Annotated in this window: 23 protein-coding genes; 12 read left to right on the top strand and 11 right to left on the bottom strand. The window is 71.2% G+C overall.

Features of this window, described 5'->3' with window-relative positions; genetic code table 11:
- Positions 1–19 precede the first annotated feature (19 nt).
- Positions 20–436, top strand: coding sequence for a hypothetical protein (locus AB0J53_RS18560; protein ID WP_308125616.1), 417 nt, complete (start codon positions 20–22; stop codon positions 434–436).
- On the opposite strand, the gene AB0J53_RS18565 is transcribed toward AB0J53_RS18560, so the two are convergent.
- The 3 genes from AB0J53_RS18565 to sucC all read right to left on the bottom strand — a co-directional run bounded on the left by AB0J53_RS18565 (position 433) and on the right by sucC (position 4,377).
- A complete protein-coding gene (locus AB0J53_RS18565; protein ID WP_364173807.1) occupies positions 433–1,950 on the bottom strand; it encodes a DUF6350 family protein in 1,518 nt (505 codons plus the stop codon). The genes AB0J53_RS18560 and AB0J53_RS18565 overlap by 4 nt on opposite strands.
- A 366-nt stretch (positions 1,951–2,316) precedes the next feature.
- On the bottom strand, positions 2,317–3,192 hold the full coding sequence (sucD, locus tag AB0J53_RS18570; RefSeq protein WP_364173554.1) for a succinate--CoA ligase subunit alpha: 876 nt from the start codon (positions 3,190–3,192) through the stop codon (positions 2,317–2,319).
- 3 nt (positions 3,193–3,195) lie between these two features.
- Positions 3,196–4,377 (bottom strand): ADP-forming succinate--CoA ligase subunit beta, encoded by a 1,182-nt coding sequence (sucC, locus tag AB0J53_RS18575; RefSeq protein ID WP_219500628.1) that lies wholly within the window; start codon positions 4,375–4,377, stop codon positions 3,196–3,198.
- 281 nt (positions 4,378–4,658) lie between these two features.
- Here sucC and AB0J53_RS18580 point away from each other — a divergent pair, with 281 nt between their 5' ends.
- The 4 genes from AB0J53_RS18580 (at position 4,659) to AB0J53_RS18595 (ending at position 8,200) form a co-directional block, all read left to right on the top strand.
- Positions 4,659–5,480: a hypothetical protein gene (locus tag AB0J53_RS18580; protein WP_364173558.1), complete on the top strand. Its 822-nt coding sequence runs from the start codon at positions 4,659–4,661 to the stop codon at positions 5,478–5,480.
- Positions 5,481–5,485: 5 nt separating this feature from the next.
- The gene (locus AB0J53_RS18585; protein WP_364173561.1) at positions 5,486–6,241 is read left to right on the top strand and encodes a hypothetical protein; all 756 of its coding nucleotides are present in this window, start codon (positions 5,486–5,488) and stop codon (positions 6,239–6,241) included.
- 50 nt (positions 6,242–6,291) lie between these two features.
- Positions 6,292–7,149, top strand: coding sequence for a hypothetical protein (locus AB0J53_RS18590; protein ID WP_364173564.1), 858 nt, complete (start codon positions 6,292–6,294; stop codon positions 7,147–7,149).
- Positions 7,150–7,303: 154 nt separating this feature from the next.
- Positions 7,304–8,200, top strand: coding sequence for a L,D-transpeptidase (locus AB0J53_RS18595; protein WP_364173567.1), 897 nt, complete (start codon positions 7,304–7,306; stop codon positions 8,198–8,200).
- A 9-nt stretch (positions 8,201–8,209) separates the two neighbouring features.
- On the opposite strand, the gene pcrA is transcribed toward AB0J53_RS18595, so the two are convergent.
- A complete protein-coding gene (gene pcrA / locus AB0J53_RS18600) occupies positions 8,210–10,432 on the bottom strand; it encodes a DNA helicase PcrA (protein ID WP_364173810.1) in 2,223 nt (740 codons plus the stop codon).
- 124 nt (positions 10,433–10,556) lie between these two features.
- Between pcrA and AB0J53_RS18605 the strand changes: the two genes are divergently transcribed.
- Positions 10,557–11,276 (top strand): PIG-L deacetylase family protein, encoded by a 720-nt coding sequence (locus AB0J53_RS18605; protein ID WP_219500616.1) that lies wholly within the window; start codon positions 10,557–10,559, stop codon positions 11,274–11,276.
- Between the two features lie 81 nt (positions 11,277–11,357).
- On the opposite strand, the gene AB0J53_RS18610 is transcribed toward AB0J53_RS18605, so the two are convergent.
- The 7 genes from AB0J53_RS18610 to AB0J53_RS18640 all read right to left on the bottom strand — a co-directional run bounded on the left by AB0J53_RS18610 (position 11,358) and on the right by AB0J53_RS18640 (position 17,415).
- Positions 11,358–12,341: a DUF2804 domain-containing protein gene (locus AB0J53_RS18610; protein ID WP_364173570.1), complete on the bottom strand. Its 984-nt coding sequence runs from the start codon at positions 12,339–12,341 to the stop codon at positions 11,358–11,360.
- Positions 12,328–13,056 (bottom strand): CPBP family intramembrane glutamic endopeptidase, encoded by a 729-nt coding sequence (locus AB0J53_RS18615; protein WP_219500613.1) that lies wholly within the window; start codon positions 13,054–13,056, stop codon positions 12,328–12,330. The genes AB0J53_RS18610 and AB0J53_RS18615 overlap by 14 nt, the downstream gene beginning before the upstream one ends.
- A 19-nt stretch (positions 13,057–13,075) precedes the next feature.
- Entirely contained in the window at positions 13,076–13,333 is a 258-nt protein-coding gene (locus AB0J53_RS18620) for a WhiB family transcriptional regulator (protein ID WP_219500612.1), read from the bottom strand.
- Positions 13,334–13,399: 66 nt separating this feature from the next.
- A complete protein-coding gene (locus AB0J53_RS18625; RefSeq protein WP_219500611.1) occupies positions 13,400–14,047 on the bottom strand; it encodes a neutral zinc metallopeptidase in 648 nt (215 codons plus the stop codon).
- A 5-nt stretch (positions 14,048–14,052) separates the two neighbouring features.
- Positions 14,053–15,516 carry a glutamate--cysteine ligase gene (locus AB0J53_RS18630; RefSeq protein ID WP_364173575.1) on the bottom strand — a complete coding sequence of 488 codons (1,464 nt, stop codon included), beginning with the start codon at positions 15,514–15,516 and terminating at the stop codon, positions 14,053–14,055.
- 52 nt (positions 15,517–15,568) lie between these two features.
- Positions 15,569–16,201, bottom strand: a complete 633-nt coding sequence (locus AB0J53_RS18635; protein WP_219500609.1) for a response regulator transcription factor — start codon at positions 16,199–16,201, stop codon at positions 15,569–15,571.
- Entirely contained in the window at positions 16,198–17,415 is a 1,218-nt protein-coding gene (locus AB0J53_RS18640; RefSeq protein WP_219500787.1) for an ATP-binding protein, read from the bottom strand. Before AB0J53_RS18640 ends, AB0J53_RS18635 begins: the two co-directional genes overlap by 4 nt.
- A 113-nt stretch (positions 17,416–17,528) precedes the next feature.
- On the opposite strand from AB0J53_RS18640, the gene AB0J53_RS18645 reads away from it, so the two are divergent.
- From AB0J53_RS18645 to AB0J53_RS18670, 6 genes are all read left to right on the top strand, one after another.
- Positions 17,529–19,157, top strand: a complete 1,629-nt coding sequence (locus AB0J53_RS18645; protein WP_364173578.1) for a PspC domain-containing protein — start codon at positions 17,529–17,531, stop codon at positions 19,155–19,157.
- Positions 19,147–19,350, top strand: coding sequence for a hypothetical protein (locus AB0J53_RS18650; protein WP_219500607.1), 204 nt, complete (start codon positions 19,147–19,149; stop codon positions 19,348–19,350). The genes AB0J53_RS18645 and AB0J53_RS18650 overlap by 11 nt, the downstream gene beginning before the upstream one ends.
- A gap of 70 nt (positions 19,351–19,420) precedes the next feature.
- Entirely contained in the window at positions 19,421–19,903 is a 483-nt protein-coding gene (locus AB0J53_RS18655; RefSeq protein ID WP_219500606.1) for a (2Fe-2S)-binding protein, read from the top strand.
- A complete protein-coding gene (locus tag AB0J53_RS18660; protein WP_364173584.1) occupies positions 19,900–22,227 on the top strand; it encodes a xanthine dehydrogenase family protein molybdopterin-binding subunit in 2,328 nt (775 codons plus the stop codon). The genes AB0J53_RS18655 and AB0J53_RS18660 overlap by 4 nt, the downstream gene beginning before the upstream one ends.
- A complete protein-coding gene (locus tag AB0J53_RS18665) occupies positions 22,224–23,078 on the top strand; it encodes a xanthine dehydrogenase family protein subunit M (RefSeq protein ID WP_364173587.1) in 855 nt (284 codons plus the stop codon). The genes AB0J53_RS18660 and AB0J53_RS18665 overlap by 4 nt, the downstream gene beginning before the upstream one ends.
- An 82-nt stretch (positions 23,079–23,160) precedes the next feature.
- A complete protein-coding gene (locus AB0J53_RS18670; protein WP_364173590.1) occupies positions 23,161–23,871 on the top strand; it encodes an SRPBCC family protein in 711 nt (236 codons plus the stop codon).
- The last annotated feature ends 76 nt before the right edge of the window (positions 23,872–23,947 follow it).

Raw genomic sequence — 23,947 nt, forward strand, 5'->3', positions numbered from 1 at the left:
GTGACGCAGAGGAGGTCAGGTGTCGACACCGGTGCAAGCACCAGCCGGTCAGCAGCCCGCGGAGTCCGCGGGCCGCCGGGCGATCTGGTTGTCCATCGCCGCGCTGGCGATGACGATCATGCTGCCCGCGGCGGGCCTGGTTCTGGCGGTGTTCGCGCTCGTGGCGGGGATTCGCGCACTCCCGCTGCTGCGAAACGCGGGCAAGCCCACAGGCGCGGCGGCGGGCGGCATCGCCGTCTCGACCGTCGCACTGCTGCTGTCGGCCGGAGCCACGGCCATGCAGCTCTATCTGATGGACGAGCACTCCGCCTACCAGGAATGTCTGAAGGGCGCGGGCACCGTGTCCTCCCAGGGTGAGTGCTACGTGCAGTTCAGGGAGGCGGCGGAGAAGAAGCTGCCCTCCGACGTGCTGGAGATCCTGGGCACGACGCCCTAGTCGCGGTCCCAGGCGTAGGGGTCGACGTAGATGACGTGGCCGCCCCGGTCGTCCGACTCGTCCACGATGTCCTGACGCGCCGGCGCCGCCTGGTCCATCGGCGGGCGCGGGCGCGCCTGCGAGAGCGTCTCGGCCGCGGCCGAGGCGTGCTCGTCCTGCCAGTCGTCACGGATGACCGGGATCGGCTGGGTGTCGGCCTCCGTGGCGTCCATCCAGTGACCGGGCAGCGGGCGGGCGTCGGCCTCGGCCAGCCCCACCTTGCTCGCCGCCCGGGCGATCGCCGCTCCCGCCTTGCGCACCGGCGCCGCCGCCTTGTCCAGCGGCGCGCGGGCCTTGCGGTTGAGCAGCAGCAGGTTCGTCACCCCGGCGGAGATGCCCGCCGCCACGCCGACCTCCAGCGCGACCGACAGCGCCACCTCCCACGGCGACGGCCCGACGGCCGTCAGCCGGCCGCCGCCGATCGGGCCCCCGGACAGCGCCGCCAGCAGCCCCGCCACCAGCCCTGACGTGACGCCCGTCAGGAAACCCCACAGCGGCGCGGCCTCGTACGCGGGAGAAGGCGACATCCTGGCCACGACCACGCCCGCCACCGCGCCCGCCGCGAACGGCAGCGCGATCACCGCCATCATCCACGCGGGCACCGGCCCGCTCTCCGGCAGCGCGCCCAGCAGCGGCAGGCTCGGCACCGTGCCGAGCTGCACGCCCGTGGGCGCCACCAGCGTGTCGGCGCCGATCGCGAAGCCCGGCCCGGCAATGTACGACGACGCCCAGATGACCACGTTGAACAGGTAGAGCGCCTGCACCAGCAGGAGCAGCAGCCCGCCCACGACCCCCGGCGACAGCACGTTCGACAGCTCGCGCACCTGGTCGAAGTTGAGCGCCACGGCGACCAGCACCAGGCCCAGCCCGGACAGCACGAGCAGCGCCGTGGCCACCGCCGTGCCGACCGTCAGCGCCCGCACCCGCTCCGGCAGCAGCCGCAGCATCGCCCGCCACGGTCCTATCGTCCGCGCCGTCGCCACCGCGCCCACCACGAACGCCAGCAGGAAGTGGCTCAGCAGCGCCTCGCCGATGAACGGCTGGGTGATCTCGTTGCTGGTGACGAGCGCGATCAGACCCGCCAGCAGCGCGTACGGGGCCGCCAGCGACACACCGGCCTGCGCCACCAGCAGCAGCTGGGCGCGGCGCCGGGCAGCGGCCTTCTCGCGCGGGCTGTTCTTCGGCAGCCGCGCCGGCAGCCGCAGCCGCAGGTCGGCGTCGCGGGCCATCCACCGGCCCGCCTTGTACAGCAGCACGGCGGGCAGCACCATCAGGCCGATCGGCAGCAGCCCCACCCGGCCGCCCGGGATGGCGAACCCGGCGTGGTGGGCCGCCAGCCAGATCTGCGCCGCCGTGCGGAAGACCCCGGGCAGCCCGTCGCCCAGCGTGCCGCGTGGCGCGGCGATCCAGCCGACCAGCGTGAGCGTCGTGAGCACGGCCAGCCCGACGCCCAGCGTGCACGCGGCGGCCAGCATCCCGGACACAGGCAGTGGCCGGCGCGTCTCGTCATCGTCACTCGAGACCCCGGGGAGCTTGCCGAGAACCGACCGGGGGGCGGTCCGCAGCTGGTCGAGTATCGCCGTCACAACAAGCGATTTTCTCAATCTTTCCCGACCAGCGCTTGGTTGACGCGCCGCCCCCGCCCAGTTTGTGCGCCGTTTCAAGATCAATAGTCGTCGAGGGCAAGATCAAGAGACCCCAAAGCCCCGGACAGGGCGGCCGGGGCGCCCTCGCCCACCCGGCCGGCGTGTCACCGACCGGCCGTGAGCGCCCCCGGGCGGCGCCCAGGAAAAGCGGAAGCCCCGCGCTCAACCGCGCGGGGCTTCGGCCGTGAAAGCAGTTCAGCGGGACTGCATGATCTCCCGCATCAGCCGAGCGGTCTCGGAGGGGGTCTTGCCGACGCGGACGCCGACCTTCTCCAGGGCCTCCTTCTTGGCCTGGGCGGTGCCCGCGGAGCCGGACACGATGGCGCCCGCGTGGCCCATGGTCTTGCCCTCGGGGGCGGTGAAGCCCGCGACGTAGGCGACGACCGGCTTGGTGACGTGCTCCCCGATGTAGGCCGCCGCGCGCTCCTCGGCGTCGCCGCCGATCTCGCCGATCATGACGATCGCGTCGGTGCCCGGGTCCTCCTGGAACGCCTGGAGGGCGTCGATGTGGGTGGTCCCGATGACCGGGTCGCCGCCGATGCCCACGGCCGTGGAGAAGCCGAAGTCACGCAGCTCGTACATGAGCTGGTAGGTCAGCGTGCCGGACTTGGACACCAGGCCGATGCGGCCCGAGGTGGTGATGTCGGCCGGGATGATGCCGGCGTTGGAGGCGCCGGGCGAGGCGATGCCGGGGCAGTTGGGGCCGATGATGCGGGTCTTGTTGCCCTTGGCGACCGCGTACGCCCAGAACTCGGTGGAGTCGTGGACCGGCACGCCCTCGGTGATGACGACGCAGAGCGGGATCTCGGCGTCGATGGCCTCCTTGACGGCGTCCTTGGTGAACGCCGGGGGCACGAAGACGACCGACACGTCGGCGCGGGTCTTCTCGATGGCCTCCTTGACCGTGCCGAACACGGGCAGGCCCTCGTGCGTGGTGCCGGCCTTGCGGGCGTTGACGCCGCCCACGACGCGGGCGCCGGAGGCGAGCATGCGACGGGTGTGCTTGGTGCCCTCGCCGCCGGTCATGCCCTGAACGATGATCTTGCTGTTCTCGGTCAGCCAGATAGCCATGTGTCACACACCTGCCGCAGCGAGCTCGGCGGCCCGCTTGGCCGCGTCGTCCATCGTGTCTACCAGCTCGACGCGCGGGAGTGCGGCGTCGGCCAGGATCTGCCGCCCGAGCTGGGCGTTGTTGCCGTCGAGGCGGACCACCAGCGGGTGCGTGACGGCCTCGCCGCGGCTTTCGAGGAGCTTGAACGCCGACACGATGCCGTTGGCGACGGCGTCGCAGGCGGTGATGCCGCCGAAGACGTTCACGAAGATCGACTTGACCGACGGGTCGGACATGATGATCTCCAGGCCGGCCGCCATGACCTCGGCGGACGCGCCGCCGCCGATGTCGAGGAAGTTGGCCGGGGACGGCTTGCCCGGGAACGCCTCACCGGCGTAGGCGACCACGTCGAGCGTGGACATGACCAGGCCGGCGCCGTTGCCGATGATGCCGACGTCGCCGTCGAGCTTGACGTAGTTGAGGTCCTTCTCCTTGGCCTTGGCCTCCAGGGGGTCCTCGGCCGCCTTGTCGGCGAAGGCCTCGTGGTCGGCCTGGCGGAAGGTGGCGTTGTCGTCGAGCGTGACCTTGCCGTCGAGCGCCTTCACCTGCCCGTCGGCCGCGAGGATCATCGGGTTGACCTCGACCAGCGTGGCGTCCTCGTCGACGAACGCGCACCAGAGCTTCTCGATGAGCTCGGCGGCGCCGTCGAGGGCCTTCTCCGGCAGGCCGCCGGCGATCGCGATGTCGCGGGCCTTGGCCCGGTCGACGCCGGTCAGCGCCGAGACGGGCACCTTGGCGACCTTCTCGGGCGTGCTGTGGGCGACCTCCTCGATGTCCATGCCGCCCGCAGCGGAGCAGATCGCGAGGAAGGTGCGGTTGGCGCGGTCGAGCAGGAACGAGAAGTAGTACTCCTCCGCGATCGCGCTGGCCTCCTCCACGAGCACCTTGTGGACCGTGTGGCCCTTGATGTCCATGCCGAGGATCGCGCCGGCCTTCTCGACGGCGTCGGCGGCGTCGTCGGCCACCTTCACGCCGCCGGCCTTACCGCGTCCGCCGGTCTTTACCTGGGCCTTGACGACGACACGGCCGGTCAGCTGCTCTGCTGCCGCCCGCACTTCCTCCACGGTGTGGGCGACGATGCCGCGAGGCACCGGGATGCCGTAGTCCGCGAAGAGCTCCTTCGCCTGATGTTCGAACAGGTCCACGAGGGTCCGTCCTTGCTCATTTCCGACTGATGTTCGACGGCCCGGTCCACCCCGTGCGTGCCGGGCGTTTTCCGCCAGTGAAGCCTAGCCCCAACCTTGACCTGACCAGGTCATCGGGTAGCAGATATCCCGCGATGTGACGGTGATCTCACTTCCCCGATGCGCACGCTGCACGGAAAGTGCACCGATTCGACGTTAATAACCAGTTTCGCCGAGATATACCTGTGATCTTCAATTGACATGATCCATACCCCTCAATAACTCGACGTCAAAGGATCGCAATGAAGCGAATCATTGCCGGGCTGGCCGTGGCCGCCATGTCGACGCTGGTCACGGCGGCACCAGCGCAGGCCGCGCCCGTCAACCCGGTCAAGGCGCTGCAGAAGCAGCTCAAGCCGGGCCACGGCGTTCGGGTTTCAGAAACGAACCGGACGTTCACCGACGGTAAAGAGACCAGAAGCGGCAAGACCACCGGCGTGCTCGAATTCGGCAAGTCCGGAGTGGTCGCCTCCGACCTCACGACCCGCGTCAAGATCCCGAAGGGCGCATCGGCGGAGATGGCCGAGATGCTGCGCGGCATCTCCAACGCGCGCGCCATCAGCGTCGGCGGCGACACCTACATGCAGGGCGGGCTCTTCAGCGAGGAGCTGCCCGAGGGCAAGAAGTGGGTGCGCTACGAGGGCGTCCAGGCCGCGGGCACCGAGCAGGTCATCGACGTCTTCGACGCCAAGCTGCTCAAGGCCCTGGTCGCCAAGGCCAAGGTCGTCAAGGGCGACTACGCCGGCGCACTGACGGCCAAGGAGCTGGGCAAGCTCACCGGCGCCAAGATCACCGGCAACGTCGGCAAGATCAAGATCTCCTACCTGCTGGACGTCGACTCCAAGGGCCTGATCAAGCGCGTCGTCAGCGACTACACGCTGGACTTCGGCCTGCTCGGCAAGACCAGGGCCGTCACCGAGAGCCGCTACACGGGCTGGGGCGGCAAGGTCAAGGTCGTCGCGCCGCCGGAGTCGCAGTGGGTCGACCTCCACGACCTGGGCAAGGACACCGAGCTGCCGTCGGAGCTGCCCGGCAAGGGCCTCCACTCGCTGGACCAGCGGTAAACCGCGTGAAGGGCCTCATCACCGGCGTCGCGCTGGCCTCGGCCGCCGCGCTCGCCGTGGCCGCCCCCGCGCAGGCGGCGCCCAAGGACCCCCTCGCGGCGGTCAAGAAGCAGCTCGTCGCGGGCAAGGGCGTCAGCTTCACCGACACCACCACGCTCGTGCGCGAGTCCACCGGCCCGGAGCCGTTCATGAAGCGCACGGGCCGGATCATGTTCGGCAAGGGCAAGATCGCGGCAGCCGACCTGGCGGCGACGTACCAGGTCAAGGAAGGCGAGTCCGTCTTCAAGAACGACCGCACGATCATCGTCGGCAAGACGGCGTACGTGTCGGGCGGGATCTACCGCGAGAATCTGCCGAAGGGCAAGACCTGGCGCAAGTCCGACCACACCGGGTCGAGCAGCTGGTTCTCCCAGCCGATCAACCCGGTCGAGCCCGCCACGCTGAAGAAGCTGCTGGCCAAGGCCAAGCGCACGTCGAACGGCTACCAGGGCACGATCACGTTCGACCAGCTGAAGAAGGTGTCGCCGTGGTTCCGCATGAGCGTCCCGCTCTACATGGAGCCCAAGACCGAGGTCGACTGGCGGCTCACGGTCAGCCGTAGCGGCGTTCCGCAGCGGCTGGTCTCCTCCTACGACGCCGAGGGGCTCATCGGCTGGCAGGGGGTCACGGTCAAGAACGACACCACCTACAGGGGCTGGGGCGCGAAGGTGACGATCAAGGCGCCGCCCGCCGGCAAGGTCGCTCCCAAGTCCGAGGACTGAGACCCGCCGGGCCCCTGCACGAACGATTACAGGAATCGAGAGGAATCCGCATGAAGCGCATCATCACCGGCCTGGCATTGGCGTCGGCCGCCGCCCTCGTGACGGCGACGCCCGCCCAGGCCGCTGCGCCCAAGAACCCGGTGACGGCGGTCAAGAAGCACGTCGCCCCGGGCAAGGGCGTGAAGTTCACCGAGCGCACCACCGTGATCGAGGACGGCCAGCGCGGCGTCTTCCTCAGGCGTCACGGCAGCTTCGCGTTCGGCCGGTCGGGCATCGCCGCGTCCGACATCACCGGCAAGCTGGCCATCAACGCCAGTGACCTGGACGCCGAGGAGGACTCGCTGCTCGCGGCGATGACCAAGTCGGAGCGCACGATCAGGATCGGCACCACGTCCTACCTGTCGGGCGGCATCTGGTCGACCGTGCTGCCGGAGGGCGAGACCTGGTACAAGGCCCCGAACGGCCCGCCCGCGGGCATTCTCGGCGTGCTGGGCCAGCCCGTGAACATCGCGGAGCCGGCCACGCTCAAGGCGCTGTTCAAGAACGCCAAGGCGACCTCGGGCGGCTACACCGGCAAGATCACCGTCGGTGAGCTGCGCAAGGCGTCGGCGTGGTTCCGCGCTTCCAGGATGGGGGCGAAGGACACGGCCAAGACGCTGAAGACGCCGATCACCTGGCGGCTCACCGTGGACGCCAAGGGCCTGCCCACGCGCCTGGTGACGACGTTCTCGGCGGTCGCGCTGGCCATGGACAGCGGGAGCCTGAGCGTCGACACCCGCTTCACCGGCTGGGGCGGCAAGCTGACGATCAAGGCGCCGACGGCCGACCAGGTCACCACCGACCTGGAGGAGGGCGGCGAGGAGACCGTCGAGGAGTTCGGCAAGCTCAACGGCATCGCCACCAAGTAAGTCCTGAGGCCGGCCGTGGCACCCCACGGCCGGCCACCGGAATGTACAAAATTGAACCGTTATGACATCGTGACGCCCTCCTGGACGGCGAAACACGAGCCTCAGCTGTCACACCTACGGAACGCGTCAAGCACATAGTCCAGGAGTACGACCTGTGAAGCTCTTCCCCCGGATGCCGGCCGTGACCGCCCTGGTCGCCGCGGCCCTCTGCGTGGCGCCGGCGGTGCCCGCCCAGGCCGCCGCGCCGAAGGTCAAGCTCGGCATCGCCGACATCACCCCGCTCGGCGAGAAGTCGGAGAAGGTGGGCGTCGGCTTCCCCATCATCGTGACCTTCGACCGCAAGGTGCGCGACCGCGCGGCGGCCGAGTCGGTGCTGCGGGTCGAGGCCGACAAGCCCGTCGAGGGCGCCTGGCGGTGGATCGCCGACAACAAGGTCGTCTACCGCACCAAGACCTACTGGAAGCCCAACCAGAAGGTGCTCTTCAAGGCCCTGCTCAGCGAGATCCCGGGCAACCAGGCGGCCAGGAACGTCAGCCGCCGCTTCGCCGTCGGCGCGCAGAACATCTCCGTCGTCGACACCCGCAAGCACGTGATGAAGGTCTACCGCAACGGCAGGCTGGCCAAGAAGATCCCGATCAGCGCCGGCCGGGGCGGGCTGATCAGGAACGGCGTCGACGTCTACCTGACCACCAGCGGCGTCCACCTGACCATGGGCAAGAAGGCCGTGGAGACCATGACCTCGTCGTGGATGGGCGTGACCGACCCCAAGGACCCGCGCTACTACAAGGAGCAGATCCCGTGGGCGGTCCGCATCTCCGACAGCGGCGAGTACGTCCACCAGAGCTACGGCGACTACCAGTTCCTCGGCCGCTCCAACCAGAGCCACGGCTGCGTGCGCGCCACCCCGGCCGGGGCCAAGTGGTTCTACGACATCGCCCAGCGCGGTGACGTCGTGAAGATCACCGGCACCAAGCGCAAGCTCGACTGGCGCAACGGCTGGAGCTACTGGCAGCTCAACTGGACCCAGTGGAAGCAGGGCAGCGCCCTCTGACCGTCTCGGCTAGAGCTTCTCCAGCGGCGCGTAGGCCAGCAGCAGCGTCTTCTCGCCGCCGGAGCCGAAGTCGATCTTGACCTTGGTCCTGTCGCCCACCCCGTCGACCGTCACCACCGTGCCGAGCCCGAAGGCGTCGTGCGTGACCCGGTCGCCGGGGTTGAGCGTCGGGACCGCGCGTCCGCCGCTCTTCTTCGGCGCGGCGGCGGGCGTGGGCTCACGGCGCGTCGCCGCGCTCCACGCCGACTTGCTCGGATCCGTACGCCACTCGATGAGCGTGCCCGGCACCTCGCTGACGAAGCGGGAGGCCGGGTTGAACGACGGCGCCCCCCACGAGCTGCGCACGGCGGCGCGGGTGATGTAGAGGCGCTGCTGGGCCCGGGTGATGCCGACGTAGGCCAGGCGGCGCTCCTCCTCCAGCTCCTTCGGCTCGCCGAGTGAGCGGATGTGCGGGAAGACGCCGTCCTCCATCGCCGTCAGGAACACCACGGGGAACTCCAGGCCCTTGGCCGTGTGCAGGGTCATGAGCGTCACGACGCCCTGCCCGCCGTCGGCGTCCGGGATCTGGTCGGCGTCGGCCACCAGCGACACCTGCTCCAGGAACTCCACCAGCGTGCCCTCCGGGTTGGCCTCCTCGAACTCGGAGGCCACGGAGATGAGCTCGTTGAGGTTCTCCAGCCGCGACTCGTCCTGCGGGTCTTCGGACGCCTCCAGCTCGGCGCGGTAGCCGGTGGCCACCAGCACCTCCTCGGCCAGCGCCGACGGCGGCATGCCCTCGCCCTTGACGATCAGCTCCTCGACGAGCGCGACGAACTCCCTGATCGCGTTGAGTGAGCGGGTCGCCATGCCCGGCGCCTCGTCGGCCCGCCGCAGCGCGTCCCAGAACGGGATCCGCTCGCGGGCCGCGAACGCCTCGACCATGGCCTCGGCCCGATCGCCGATGCCGCGCTTGGGCACGTTGAGGATGCGCCGCAGCGACACCACGTCGAGCGGGTTGGCCAGCAGCCGCAGGTAGGCCAGCAGGTCCTTGACCTCCTTGCGCTCGTAGAAGCGCACGCCGCCGACGACCTTGTAGGGCAGGCCGGTGCGGATGAAGATCTCCTCGAACACGCGGGAGGCGGCGTTGGTGCGGTAGAAGACCGCGACGTCGCCGGCCTTGACGCCCTCCTCGTCGCTGAGCCGGTCGACCTCCTGGGCGACGAAGACGGCCTCGTCGTGCTCGTTGTCGGCCACGTAACCGACGATCTTGGGGCCGTCGCCCTGGTCGGACCAGAGGTTCTTGGGCTTGCGCGACTCGTTGCGCGAGATGACCGCGTTGGCGGCGGCCAGGATGTTCTGGGTGGAGCGGTAGTTCTGCTCCAGCAGGATGGTGCGCGCGTTCGGATAGTCGCGCTCGAACTCCAGGATGTTGCGGATCGTCGCGCCGCGGAAGGCGTAGATCGACTGGTCGGCGTCGCCGACCACGCACAGCTCGGACATGTCGGCCCCGGCCCGCACCACGTCGCCGTCGGCGGTGCGCACCTCGGGATGGCCGACCAGCTCCCTGATCAGGATGTACTGGGCGTGGTTGGTGTCCTGGTACTCGTCGACGAGCACGTGGCGGAAGCGCATCCGGTAGTGCTCGGCCACCTCGGGGAAGAGCTGGAAGAGCGTCACCGTGTTCATGATGATGTCGTCGAAGTCCATCGCGCCGGCCTCGGTGAGCTTGAGCTGGTAGCTCTTGTAGGCCTGGGCGAGCGTCTTCTCCAGGTGGGAGCCGGCGCGCTCGATCGCGGTCTCGTAGTCGATCAGCTCGTTCTTGAAGTTGCTGACCTGGGCGGAGAACGAGCGGGGCGGATAGCGCTTGGGGTCGAGCTCCATCTCGCGGCAGACCATGGCCATGAGGCGCTGGGAGTCGGCCTGGTCGTAGATGGAGAAGCTGGAGGGGAAGCCGAGCCGCTTGGCCTCGCGCCGCAGGATGCGCATGCACGCGCTGTGGAACGTCATCACCCACATCGCCCGCGAGCGCGGCCCGACGAGCTTGTCGATGCGCTCCTTCATCTCCTTGGCGGCCTTGTTGGTGAAGGTGATCGCCAGGATCTCGCCCGGATGGACGTCGCGTTCGGCCAGCAGGTAGGCGATGCGGTGGGTGAGCACCCGCGTCTTTCCCGATCCCGCCCCCGCCACGATCAGCAGGGGGCTGCCATGGTGGATCACGGCCTCGCGCTGCTGCGGGTTGAGGCCATCGAGCAAGGGGTGGTCAACAGAGACGTGGGTCGGCACCCACCTAGGTTAAGACGCGCCACCGACAATCGGCGCACGGAATGCGGGTAGCCGGGCGTCGGTTGTCCCGTACGACGATCAGAAAGGGGACCGCATGCTGGCCGAGAACGAGATCGACCGGATCCTCGTCGTGTCCGCGCATCCGGACGACGCCGACTTCGGGGCCGCCGGGACCGTGGCGCTGTTCGCCGACGCCGGGGTGGAGGTCACGTACCTGCTGGTCACCGACGGTGACGCGGGCGGCAACGAGCGCACGCTGGACAACTCGGGCATGGCCGAGCTCCGCCGCACGGAGCAGACGGCGGCGGCCAAGTGCGTCGGCGTCACGGACCTGCGCTTTCTCGGTTATGCCGACGGCACCGTGGTGCCGTCGCTGGAGCTGCGCCGCGACATCGCCCGCGTCATCAGGCAGGTGCGGCCCGACCTGGTCATCACGCATCACCCCGACCGCAACTACCAGTTCGTCGCGCCGAGCCACCCCGACCATCGCGCGGTCGGCGGCGCCACGCTGGACGCCGTCTATCCCGACGCGCGCAACCCGTACGCCTTCCCCGAGCTGTTCACCGAGGAGGGCCTGGAGGCGTGGACGGTGCGCGAGGTGTGGCTGACGGGCGGCTCCACGCCCAACCACTACGTGGACATCACGGCCACCGTCGAGCGCAAGCTGGCGGCGCTGCAGTCGCACGTGAGCCAGGTGGCGCACGTCGAGGGGTTCGCCGACTTCGTGAAGAGCCGCTTCGCCGCCTGGGGGAAGGAGGCGGGGTTCCCCGAGGGGCACTACGCGGAGGGCTTCCAGGTGGTGCCGACGGCGTGACGCCGTAGCCGCAGGTCAGCCCCGGAAATCGGGGCTTACTGCGAGTCGGTCGACGCGGCGCTGCGCCTGCCGCGCTGAGCCTCACCAGCGCTGCCGGGCCTCCTCGGCCCACCCGGTCAGGCCGTCGAGCTCGATCCACGCGCCGTCGTCGGCCTGCGCCCGGCCGCTGAAGTGGCCGAAGCACTGGTGCGTCTCCGACCCGACGACGCCCAGCTCGGTACGCGCGACCTTCTCGTGGAACGGCGTGAACTCCGCCTCCACCCGCGCCCCGGTGATCCGCCACGGCCGCATCCAGTCGTCGCGGTCGTAGCGCCAGGCCAGCTCCTCGCCGATCTTGTGCAGCCGGCCGTCGACGAACAGCGCGTTCTCCGTCATGCCGGTGCCGTCGGTCCACTTGCCGCCGAGCTGGATCGCCCGCCCGGGCGCGCTGCCCGCCGCCCAGTTCCACACCACCGAGTACGGCCAGCGCCCCCGGCCGTGGTCGAGCACCGCGAACGAGTCCTGCTCGCGCACCTCGTACTCGCCGGAGACCAGCCGCAGCCGCCCCCGCACCGGCCTGCCCACGTCCTTGAGCGTGTACTGGAACCGCGTGGGGCTCCACGGCACCACCACGCCGAGCGCCTCGTGCCCGTCGGGCAGCGGGATCTCCAGGTCGACCTCGATGCCCGGGGCCACGCCGCGCAGCGAGGTGCCGTCGGGCCGCTGGCGGATGTCGATGCGCAGCGCCGCCGCCCGCGCCGACGCGACGCCCTCGCCGCTGCGCTCCGGCATGGCGGTGTTGCGGGCCAGCGGCACCACCACGTCCTTGGCCGTCTCCTGGCCGGTGGCCCGGTCGAGCACGTACAGGCCGTGCACGCCCGCGTAGTCGAGCGAGGAGGCGACCACGCCGATCACGTGAGTGGGAGTGACGATCCCCCAGTATTCCCAGCGTTTGGTGCGCCCCCAGCCGCGCAGGTTGGCCCGGTGGAGCGGCCGCCGGGTCCAGCCGACCGCCGCCGGGTCGAGCCGTCCGTCCGGCAGGCACAGGTCGATGGGAGCCGTGATCTCCCGCTCATGCGTCACCATGAGCGAAGGGTAGCGATCCCTGATCACCGTGGCCTGTGCGGTGGGCCGCGAGGCGGGCGAACAGGTAGCCCAGCGAGTTGGTCGCCAGGTGCAGCATGGCGGGGGCGAGCAGGCCGTTGTGCCGCCGCAGCTCGCTGAACAGCACCCCGGCCACGGCCGTCGACAGCACGCTGCCCGCCACCACCCGGGCCGTGTCGAGGTGGGCGGGCGACTCCCCCGCGGCCAGCGCGCCGAGCGCCGGGTTGGCGCGGGCCATGTCGATCGCGGGCAGGATGTGCCAGAGCCCGAACAGCGCCGACGACACCGCGGTGGCCGTGGCGGTGCCGTGGGAGCGGCGCAGCATCCCGTAGAGGGCGCCGCGGAAGCCGACCTCCTCCAGCAGGACCGTGCCGAACGGCACCTGGACCAGCGCCTCCTCCAGGACGCGGGCGCGGGAGAGCGAGAGCGCCCGCTCGTCGTGGAAGAACGGGCGGGTGCGGCGCATGCTGATGCCGGCCGAGTAGACCGCCACGACGGAGGCCGCGAGCGCGCCGCCGACGAGCGCGCCGCGACGGCCGCGCTCGAAGCCGAGCTCCCGCCACGACACGCCGGAGCTGCGGGCCATCGCGACTAACGCGGCCGTCGCGGCGGCCGAGGTGAGCGGCCCCAGCCGTGGCGCGACCTTGTTGTTGAGGACGTTGGCCGCAGCGAGCACGGCGATCGAGCGAAGCAGCACCCTTAGAGGCTACGTGGCGTCAGGAGGCCGCGGAGTTGCGCCAGCCCGCCGGGAAGCGGGTGCGGCGGCGCTCCTCCGGGGTCATGCCGCCCCAGATGCCGTCGGCCTCGCCGGCCTTCAGCGCATAGGAGCGGCACTCGGCCAGGACCTTGCAGGACGCGCAGACGGCCTTGGCCCGCGCCTCCTGGACGGGTGAGGGCGCGAGCGGGAAGAACAGCTCGGGGTCGCTGGACTTGCAGGCGCCCCTGCGCAGCCAGCCGATCTCCTCCAATGGCATGGGCCAACGCTATGCCGCGCGCATGATCGGTCGCATCATCCTCTGGGTTGACACGCGCGTACAACCTCAGCAGGCCCCCACGCCGCGCGTGTAACCCGTGGCGAAGGAGCGCTGGCGCTGTTCGGCGGTGCCGTGGGCGGCCGGGTCGAGCCAGTCGTCGGTGGGGTCGCCGGCGGCGGCCAGGTTGAGCAGCAGCTCGTCCTCGTCACCCGGCTCGGCCGTCAGCGCGCCGGAGTCGATCAGCGCCTTCAGCGTGCCGCCCGCGTAGCAGTCGGCCTGCAGCTCGGCCTGGATGTTGAGCTGGAACTCGGTGCGGAGCTGCGCCTGCACGGCGTGGCCGAACTCGTGCGGGATGATCAGGTAGACCGAGCCGTCGCCCATCTCGCTCCACAGGCCCGCCATCCAGTCCTGGTCGAAGGCGATGAAGTGGCCGATCGGGCAGTAGAAGGCGTTGGCGGGCACGGCGGGCTCGCCGCCGCAGCTCGGGCCGCCGCCCGCCGAATAGGGGACGAAGCCGGTCACCGGCCTGTAGGTGCGCCCGGCCGCGGCGAACTGCTGCTTCCAGAACTCCTCGGTCAGCGTCCTGGCCCCGAGCACGTCGTCGGCGAAGGAGTCGGCGCCGCGCGTGTCACGGGAGGGCACGTCGAGGACGCCGCAGGCGGTGAGCAGGACGGCGATCAGCGCCAGGGGCAGCAGCCGGCGGGAGGAGGTCACGACGCTCAGACTGCCCAGGTGTGCACGGGATCATTCGTGTGCATGCGCTCGATGTACTCCAGCGTCATCCTGCGCAGCGCCTCGTGCCGGTCGCCGCCGAGCGCCCGCACCTTGTCCACCTGCCAGGTCGCGCCCGTGCGGCCGGTGAGGCAGCGGCCCTCGATGACGTCCAGCAGCCGGCCGGCCACCGCCTCGTCCACGCCGCGCCGGGCCAGCCCCTCGCGGGCCATCGGCAGCAGCCTGCGCAGGATCAGCTCGGCCGCCGGGACCTCGCCCACGCCGGGCCAGTAGAGGCGGGCGTCCAGGCCGTGGCGAGCGGCGGCGGTCAGGTTGTCCTCGGCGGCGGCGAACGACATCCGGCTCCAGATCGGCCGCTCGGCGTGCGGCAGGACGCGCATCAGGCCGTAGTAGAAGGCGGCGTTGGCCGCGATGTCGAGCACCGTCGGCCCGGCGGGCAGCACCCGGTTCTCCACCCGCAGGTGCGGCGTGCCGTCCACCACCGCGTACACCGGCCGGTTCCACCGGTAGACGGTGCCGTTGTGCAGGGTCAGCTCGTGCAGCGCCGGGACGCGGCCCGCCGCCAGCTCCGCGCGCGGGTCCTCCTCCTCGCACAGCGGCAGCAGCGCCGGGTAGTAGCGGACGTTCTCCTCGAACAGGTCGAACACGCTCGTGATCCACCGCTCGCCGAACCACACGCGCGGCCGCACCCCCTGCGTCTTCAGCTCGTCCGGCCGGGTGTCGGTGGCCTGCTCGAACAGCGCGATCCTGGTCTCGCGGTGCAGCTCCCTGCCGAACAGGTAGGGCGCGTTCGCCGCCACCGCCACCTGGGGGCCCGCGATCGCCTGGGCCGCGTTCCAGTGCGCCGCGAACTCCGCCGGGCTCACCTGGAGGTGCAGTTGCACGCTCGTGCAGGCCGCCTCGGGCGCCAGGCTGTCGGCGTGGGTGTCGAGCCGCTCGACGCCCTCGATGCACAGGTGCAGATCCTCACCCCGGGCGGCGAAGATCTGCTCGTTCAGCAGCCGGTAGCGCGGGTTGGCCGACAGCGTGCCCTCGCCGATGTCCTGCTCGCGCAGCGTCGGCAGGATGCCGATCAGCACCAGGTGCCCGCCCCGCGACCTGGCGCGCTCCTCGGCGTGGTTGAGCCGGGCGCGCACGTCGTCCTCCAGCCGCCGCGCCCCGTCGCCGCCCAGGTCCTGCGGCTCGACGTTGATCTCGACGTTGAACTGGCCCAGCTCCGTGGCCCAGTCGGGCCGCGCGATCGCCGCCAGCACCTCGGCGTTGCGCATGGCCGCCTCGCCGTCGGCGTCCACGATGTTGAGCTCGATCTCCAGCCCGGCCAGCGGCCGGTCGTCCTCGAAGCGCGACTCGCGCAGCAGCTGCGCGAACACGTCGAGGCATCGGCGCACCTTCTCCCGGTACGCCCGCCGGTCCTCCCGGCTGAACACCACCACCGGCACGTCCCTGCCCATACTTGGCAATGTCGCACGCGGCGGGCCGCGACACCAGCGTCGCGGCGGGCTGTCACACCAGGCGGCGCGCCGTCGCCCAGCGGGAGAGCTCGTGACGGTTGGACAGCTGCAGCTTGCGCAGCACCGACGACACGTGCGTCTCGACCGTCTTCACCGAGATGAACAGCTCCTTGGCGATCTCCTTGTACGCGTAGCCGCGCGCGATGAGCCGCAGCACCTCCCGCTCCCGCTGGGTGAGCGAGTCGAGCTCCGGGTCGATGGACGGCGCCTCCGACGAGGCGAAGGCGTCCAGCACGAAGCCCGCCAGCCTAGGCGAGAACACCGCGTCGCCGTCGGCCACCCGCCGGATCGCGTCGGTGAGCTCCTTGCCGCTGATGTTCTTGGTGACGTAGCCCCGGGCGCCGCCCCGGATCACGCCGATCACGTCCTCGGCCGCGTCGGAGACCGAGAGGGCGAGGAAACGCACCTGGGAGCCCGCGCCCAGCACCCGGCGCAGCACCTCCTGGCCGCCCCCGCCGGGCATGTGCACGTCCAGAAGCACCACGTCCGGCTGCAGGTCGGCGATCGCCTTGACCGCCGTGTCGACGTCCTCGGCCTCGCCCACGACCTCGATCGAGTCGCCCAGCTCGGCCCGCACCCCCGAGCGGAACAGCCGATGGTCGTCGACGATCAGCACGCGCGTCATGGCTTTTCCACCTTCATGGTCAACATCACTTCCGTGCCCTCACCCGGCTCGGTCCGAACGCGCGCCGTGCCGCCGTGGCGTTCCATTCTGCCGATGATGGACTCCCTGATGCCCATCCGGTCCAGCGGCACCGCATCGAGCTCGAACCCCTTACCGCGATCCTTCACGAAAATCGTCGTCTCTTCACCCTCCACCTCCGCATAGACGGAAATGGACGGACTCTCAGAGTATTTGGCCGCGTTGACCATCGCCTGCCTGGCCGCCTTGAGCATCGCGCCCAGCCTGCCCTGCGTGTCGAGGTCGATGTCACCCACGCACACCACCTCGATCGGCACGCCGTGCGCGTCCTCCTCCTCGGCCGCGATCCGGCGCACCGCCGCCGCCAGCGTCGCGTCCGCGTCCTGGGCCGGCTGGTACAGCCAGTTGCGCAGCTCGCGCTCCTGCGAACGGGCCAGCCTGGCCACCTCGCGCGGATCGTGCGCGACCCGCTGGATGAGCGTCAGCGTGTGCAGCACCGAGTCGTGCACCATCGCCGCCACCTCGGCGCGCTCCTCCTGCCGGATGCGCTCGCGCCGTTCGAGCTGCAGCTCCTTCCACAGCCCGGCCAGCCACGGGGCCGCGATCACCGCGAGCCCGCCGACCACCACCGCCGTGAACATCAGCCCCGGCCGCGCCTGCTGGAACTGCCCCTCCACCAGCAGGAACCCGATCGCGCCGACGATCACCAGCAGCACGCCCAGCAGCGTACGCACCCGGTTCTTCCTGATGCTCTGGGTCGCCCCGCTCACCCAGTGCTTGCGGCGCTCCGGATCGGCCTGCTGCCACAGGATGATCGTGCCGATGCCGCCCACCGCGAACGGCAGCATGCCGATCCCGCCCTGCGACGCGCCCGTCAGCCAGCCGAACGCCAGCAACGCCACCCCGATCGCGGCGAACGCGGCAAGCTGGCTCCAGTCACGGGCCGGCACCGGGCGGCCCTCGTTCGGCTGCTGCGGCGTGAGCATCCAGAGCACCGCGTACGCGACCACCCCGACCCCCTCCACGACGCTGAGCAGCACGAACATCAGCCTGATCACCACGGGATCGAGCTTGAGCTGCGTGGCGAGCCCATGGGCGACACCGCTGACGAGACGGCCCTCCAAGGGACGTGTCATCCTGCGATACGGCGCGTCGGCGCCCGGGCCCGGCTCGGCGAGAGTCTTCTGGTCAGCCATAACATCGCCATAGTCACACGTCGCGGGCATCGCGGGCATCAGGGAACAACCCCCGGGTCGGGTCAGGGGTCTCCCCGATGCGACCGCCTTCGCAGGTGAGCGACGATGGTGGCATGACAGAAGCACCGTCCAGGGAACCGGCCGCTCCCCCTGCCACGCTGCGCCGCAGCAACGAGGGACGATTCCTCATGGGAGTGTGCGCCGGCCTGGGCCGGCACACCGGCGTCGACCCGGTCGTGTTCCGGGTCGGCTTCGCGGTGCTGATGTTCGGTTCCGGGATCGGGTTCATCCTGTACATCGCGGCGTTCATGCTGATGAAGGAGCCCAACGGGAAGCCGGCGATCATCGAGCAGTGGACCCGCCGCGACTTCGACGCCGACACGGTGCTGGCGCTGCTGACGGCCGTGCTCGCGCTCGGGCTCGTGCTCAACCTCTCCACCGTCTGGCTCGGCGCCGGGACGCTCGTCGTCGGGCTGTTCCTGGCCATCGCCCTGCTGGCGGCGCACACCAGCGGCGTCGACCTGCTGGCGCTGGCCCGCTCCATGCCCGAGCGCCTCAACCGCCGTCCCCGCCCGGACGGCCTCGCCACGTCGGACGACTCGCCCCGCCCGGCCGCCGCCGCTCCCCCGGCGGACGCCCCCTCCGTGAAGAGCGCGCCCGCCGCCGAGGCGGCTCGGGCCGAGGAGGACGTCCCGTCCGAGCAGGAGGCGCCCGCCGCCGAGACGGTACGGGCCGACCTCCCCGAGGCGCCGGTCGCCCCCACTCCGGAGAGCGCACCCGCCGAGGAGGCTCGGGAGGAGCGCGCGGCGAACACCGAGGAGCGGCGGGCCCGGCGGGATCCGGAGGCGCGGCGGCTGCTGGAGGACGAGGCGCCGTTCGCCAAGACGGCGGCGTACGCGGTGCCGACGGCGGCGCGCCCCAGAGCCGAGCACCCCAGAGCCGAGCACCCCACGACCGACCCGGGGCGGCGGACGGCGGCGCACCCCGCGTACGGGGAGCCGTTCGCCCCGCACGGCCCGTACGAGTCGCGCTACGGCACCTACCAGCCGCTCGACCCGGCGCGGCGCGGCGGCGGCTACTCGCCCTACGACCCGGCGCTGTACCGCCGGCCGGTGCCGCGGGAGCGGCGGCCGAAGTCGTACATCGGCGCCATCACCATGGCGCTGGCAACGATCATTGGAGGGATCCTCGTGGCGGTGCAGGCCGCATCACCCTCGGGCGTGCAGCCCACGCTGGTCGCGGGCGCGGTGCTGGTGACCATCGGCGCCGGCCTGCTGATCGCGGCCTGGTGGGGCCGGGGCGCGGGCCTGGTGGCGGCGGGCACCCTGGTGACGCTGCTGATCGGGGTGGGCATGATGTTCGGCGGCCTGCCGGCCAAGGTCGGCGAGTCCGTATGGCATGTGACGAACCCGGCGGAGTCGAACCGGGTGTACGACGCGGGAGTGGGCGACGGCAAGCTGGACCTGTCGGAGCTGCGGCTGGAGCCGGGAGCGAAGGTGACGTTCGACGCGTCGATCGCGGTGGGCGAGCTGGCGGTGGTCGTGCCGCCGACGGCGCGGGTCGAGGTGCACGCGTTCAACCGGATCGGTGACATCAAGGTGGACCAGTCGCTGCGTGGCGGCGTGGACGTCCAGTTCGACAAGGTGCTGGAGCCCGAGGTGGAGCCGGAGGGCAAGGCGCCGACGATCGTGCTGAACCTGAAGGGCGGCGTGGGAGACCTGGAGGTGCGCCGTGGCGCGTGATCTCGACAGGCCGCGCAGGCTGCACCGGACCGACTGGATGGCGCTGCTGAGCGGGTCGTTGTTCGTGGTGCTCGGCATCCTGGTGCTGACGGGTTCGATCACGGATTCGCTGGTCCTGCTGCCGGTGATGGTGGTGGGGCTGGCGTTCGCGGGGCTGGTGGCGATCGTGGCGAGGGCGGTTCGCGGTAAGTAACCCTTGACCGGGACATACCCGGGCGTACGTTGGCGTTGTCCGCCTTTCCCCCTGCTCCGAGGGAGGACGTATGCCCCGTATCACCGTCACCGTCGACGGGATCACGTACGAGGAGGAGGTCGAGCCGCGGCTCCTCCTCGTCCATCTGCTCCGAGAACGGCTGGGCAGGACCGGCACGCCGGTCGGCTGCGACACCAGCAACTGCGGCGCCTGCACCGTGATGCTCGACGGCAAGAGCGCCAAGAGCTGCTCGGTGCTCGCCGTGCAGGCCGACGGCTGTGAGGTCGTCACGATCGAGGGTCTGGGCGCGAACGGGTCGATGCACCCGATGCAGCGGGCCTTCCACGAGGAACACGCGCTGCAGTGCGGCTACTGCACGCCCGGCATGGTCATGGCGGCGATCGACCTGCTCAGGGAGACGCCCGAGCCGTCGGAGGAGGCCATCCGGGAGGGCCTGGAGGGCAACCTGTGCCGGTGCACCGGCTACTGCAACATCGTCCGCGCGGTCAGGCGGGGCGCCCAGGAGATGGGGCGGGCGGTGAGGACGTCATGACCGAGGTCGGCAGGGCCAGGAGGCGCAAGGAGGACGCGCGGCTGCTGACGGGCCGCACCCAGTGGACCGACAACCTGCGCCCGCCGGGGACGCTGCACGTGGCGTTCCTGCGCAGCCCGATGGCGCACGCGCGGATCACCCGGGTCGACGTGTCGGGGGCGCGCGGGATGACCGGGGTGGTGGCGGCGTTCTGCGGCCAGGACCTGGCGGCCGAGCAGGGCAGCCTGCCGTGCGCGTGGCCGGTGACCGAGGACATCGTGATCCCGGACCATCCGCCGATGGCCGTGTCGGAGGTCCGCTACGTGGGCGAGGCGGTGGCGTGCGTGGTCGCCACCGACCGCTACCTGGCGGCCGACGCGCTGGAGGCGATCGAGGTCGACTACGAGCCGCTGCCGGCCGTGGTCGACCTGGAGGAGGCGCTGGCGCCGGACAGCCCGAAGGTGCACGAGTCGGGCAACCAGGCGTACACGATGAAGGTCACCTCGGGCGACGTCGACGCGGCCTTCCGCGACGCCCCGATCGTCATCGAGCGCACCTACCACCAGCAGCGGCTCATCCCGGCGGCGATGGAGCCGCGGGCGGTGCTGGCCAGCACGGACGGCGACTCGTACACGGTCTGGACGGCGACGCAGATCCCGCACGTGCTGCGGGTGATGCTGGCGCTGACCACCGGCATCCCAGAACACAAGATCCGCGTGATCGCCCCGGACGTGGGCGGCGGGTTCGGCTCGAAGCTGCAGGTCACCGCCGAGGAGGTGCTCTGCCTGCTGCTCACCCGCCGGCTCGGCAGGCCGGTCAAGTGGAACGAGTCCCGCTCCGAGGGCAACCTGACCGTGCATCACGGCCGCGGCCAGGTGCAGCGCGTCAAGCTCGCGGCCGACGCCGACGGCCGGATCCGCGGCCTGCGCGTGGAGCTGCTGGCCGACATGGGCGCGTACCTGATGCTGCTCACGCCCGGCGTCCCGCTGCTGGGCGCGTCGATGTTCAACGCGATCTACAAGATGGACGCCTACGAGTTCGGCTGCACGGGCGTGTTCACCACGAAGATGCCCACGGACGCCTACCGGGGCGCGGGCCGGCCCGAGGCGACGTTCGGCATCGAGCGGATCATGGACGAGCTGGCCGCCGAGCTCAAGGCCGACCCGCTGGAGGTGCGGCGGCGCAACTGGATCAGGCACGAGGAGTTCCCGTACACGACGATCTCCGGCCTGACCTACGACTCCGGCAACTACGAGGCGGCCACGGACAAGGCGATGGCGCTGTTCGGCTACGACAAGCTGCGCGCCGAACAGGCCGACCGGCGGGACCGGGGGGACCCGGTGCAGCTCGGCATCGGCGTCAGCACGTACACGGAGATGTGCGGGCTGGCCCCGTCGCGGCTGCTGAAGGAGGCGCGGTACGCGGCGGGCGGCTGGGAGCACGGCGCGGTGCGCATGCTGCCGACCGGCAAGGTGGAGGTGATCACGGGCACGTCGCCGCACGGCCAGGGACACGTGACGGCGTGGAGCCAGATCGCGGCCGACGCGCTGGGCGTGCCGTTCGACGACATCACGGTCATCCACGGCGACACGGCCATCGCGCACAAGGGCATGGACACCTACGGCTCGCGGTCGCTGGTGATCGGCGGCGTGGCGGTGCTCCAGGCGTGCGAGAAGGTCAGGGAGAAGGCCCGCAAGCTGGCCGCGCACGTGCTGGAGTGCGCGCCGGACGACCTGGAGTTCGCCGGGGGCGCGTTCACGGTGCGCGGCACCGACGCGCGCGCGACGATCCAGGAGCTGGCCTTCGCCGCGTTCACCGCGCACGACCTGCCCGACGGGGTGGAGGCGCGGCTGGACTCCGAGGCGACCTACGACCCGGACAACTACTCCTTCCCGCACGGCACCCATCTGTGCGCGGTCGAGGTCGACACCGAGACGGGCCTGACGAGAATCCGCTCGTACGTGGCCGTGGACGACGTCGGCAAGGTGGTGAACCCGCTCATCGTCGAGGGCCAGGTGCACGGCGGCATCGCCCAGGGGATCGGGCAGGCGCTGTTCGAGGAGGCGGTGTACGACGCGGACGGCAACCTGCTGACCAGCACGCTGGCCGACTACCTGCTGCCGTCGGCGGCCGACCTGCCGGACTTCGTCACCGACCGGACCGAGACCCCGGCGACCGGCAACCCGCTGGGCGCCAAGGGCGTGGGCGAGGCGGGCTGCATCGCCTCGACCCCGGCCGTGGTCAACGCCGTCGTGGACGCGCTGCGCCCGCACGGCATCCATGACGTGGCGATGCCGTGCACGCCCGAGCGCGTCTGGCGGGCGCTGGAAGGAGCGCGGTCATGATCCCGGCCCAGTTCGACTACGTCCGCCCGGACTCGCTCGACCAGGCGTTCCGGGAGCTGGCCTCGGACGAGGACACGAAGGTCCTGGCCGGCGGGCAGTCGCTGCTGCCGTTGCTGCGGCTGCGGCTGGCGTACCCGTCCAAGCTGGTCGACGTGGCGCGGCTGCCGGAGCTGGCGGGCGCGCACGACCGGGGCGACCACGTGTTCGTCGGCGCGATGACCACGCACGACGAGGTCATGCGCTCGCCGGTGGTGCGCGAGGGCTGCCCGCTGGTGGCGCTCGCGACGGCCACGGTGGCCGATCCGGCGGTGCGGCACCGCGGCACGTTCGGCGGCTCGCTGGCGCACGCGGACCCGGCGGGCGACCTGCCGGCCGTGGTGCTGGCGCTGGACGGCGTGTTCGTCGCGCGCTCGGCCGGCGGCGAGCGGGAGATCCCGGCGGCCCGGTTCTTCGTCGACTACCTGGAGTCGGCGCTGCTGCCGGGCGAGATCCTGACCGGCGTGAAGATCCCCAAGCTGGGTGACGGGTGGGGCTACCACTACGAGAAGTTCCACCGCACGGCGCAGGCGTGGCCGATCGTCGGCGTGGCCGTCGCGGTCCGGCGCACGAACGGCGCGATCCAGGAGGCCAGGATCGGGCTGGCCAACATGGCGCCGACGCCGCTGCGGGCCCGCGCCGCCGAGTCGGCGCTCCAGGGCGCCGAGCTGGGCGACCAGGTACGGCAGGCGTGCGGGGAGGCGGCGGAGGGCACGGCGCCGCCGGCCGACCTGCACGCCCAGCCGGACTACCGGCGGCACCTGGCCAGGGTGCTGACGCATCGCGCGGTGCGCACGGCCGCCGGGGCTCCCTGAGCCCGCGTCCCGTGGGGGCGCCGCCCTTCCGGGTCGCCCCCACGGGACGTACGCTCGCAACCAGTCGGGAAGGAGCGGATCGATGGCGATGCGGTTCGAGCACGAGTTCACGGTCCCGGTCCCCGTCGAGCAGGCGTGGGCGGTGCTGCTCGACGTCGAGCGGGTCGCGCCGTGCCTGCCGGGGGCGACGCTGGACATCTTCGAGGGCGAAGAGTTCACCGGCAGGATGAAGGTCAAGGTCGGGCCGATCACCGTCACCTACCGGGGCACCGCGCGGTTCGAGGACGTGGACAAGGACGCGCACACGCTGACCCTGCGGGCGTCGGGCAAGGAGGCGCGCGGCTCGGGCACGGCGTCGGCGACGGTCAAGGCGCGGCTGACGCCGGGCGACGGCTCGACGTCGGTCGCGGTGGAGACGTCGTTCAACGTCACGGGCCGGCCGGCGCAGTTCGGGCGCGGCGTGATGGCGGAAGTCGGCGGCAAGCTCATCGACCGGTTCGCCGCCAACCTGGCCGACCTGCTCACCGAACCGGCGGCCCCGGAGATCGCCGAGTCCCCGGAACCTCAGGCTCCCGGGCCGGGTGAGCGGCATCTGGCCGCCGTCCCGGAGGAGGCGGCGGAGAGCCCGGCCAGGCCCGCGGGGACGGCGCGGACGGCGCTGAGCGCGGACGAGGAGGCGCTCGACCTGCTGGAGGTCGCCGGGGCGCCGCTGATCAAGCGGGTGGCGCCGGTCCTGGGCGCGCTGGCCGTGCTGGCGCTGATCGTCTGGGCGATTCGTCGCCTTATGCGGTGATTTTCGGCAAAAACCCCATCAAGTCCGGACACATCCAGAATCCTGCGGGCATGCCTACCCCCACGTCGTGACACTC

This window comes from Nonomuraea sp. NPDC049725, assembly GCF_040674795.1.
GTDB lineage: Bacteria > Actinomycetota > Actinomycetes > Streptosporangiales > Streptosporangiaceae > Nonomuraea > Nonomuraea ceibae.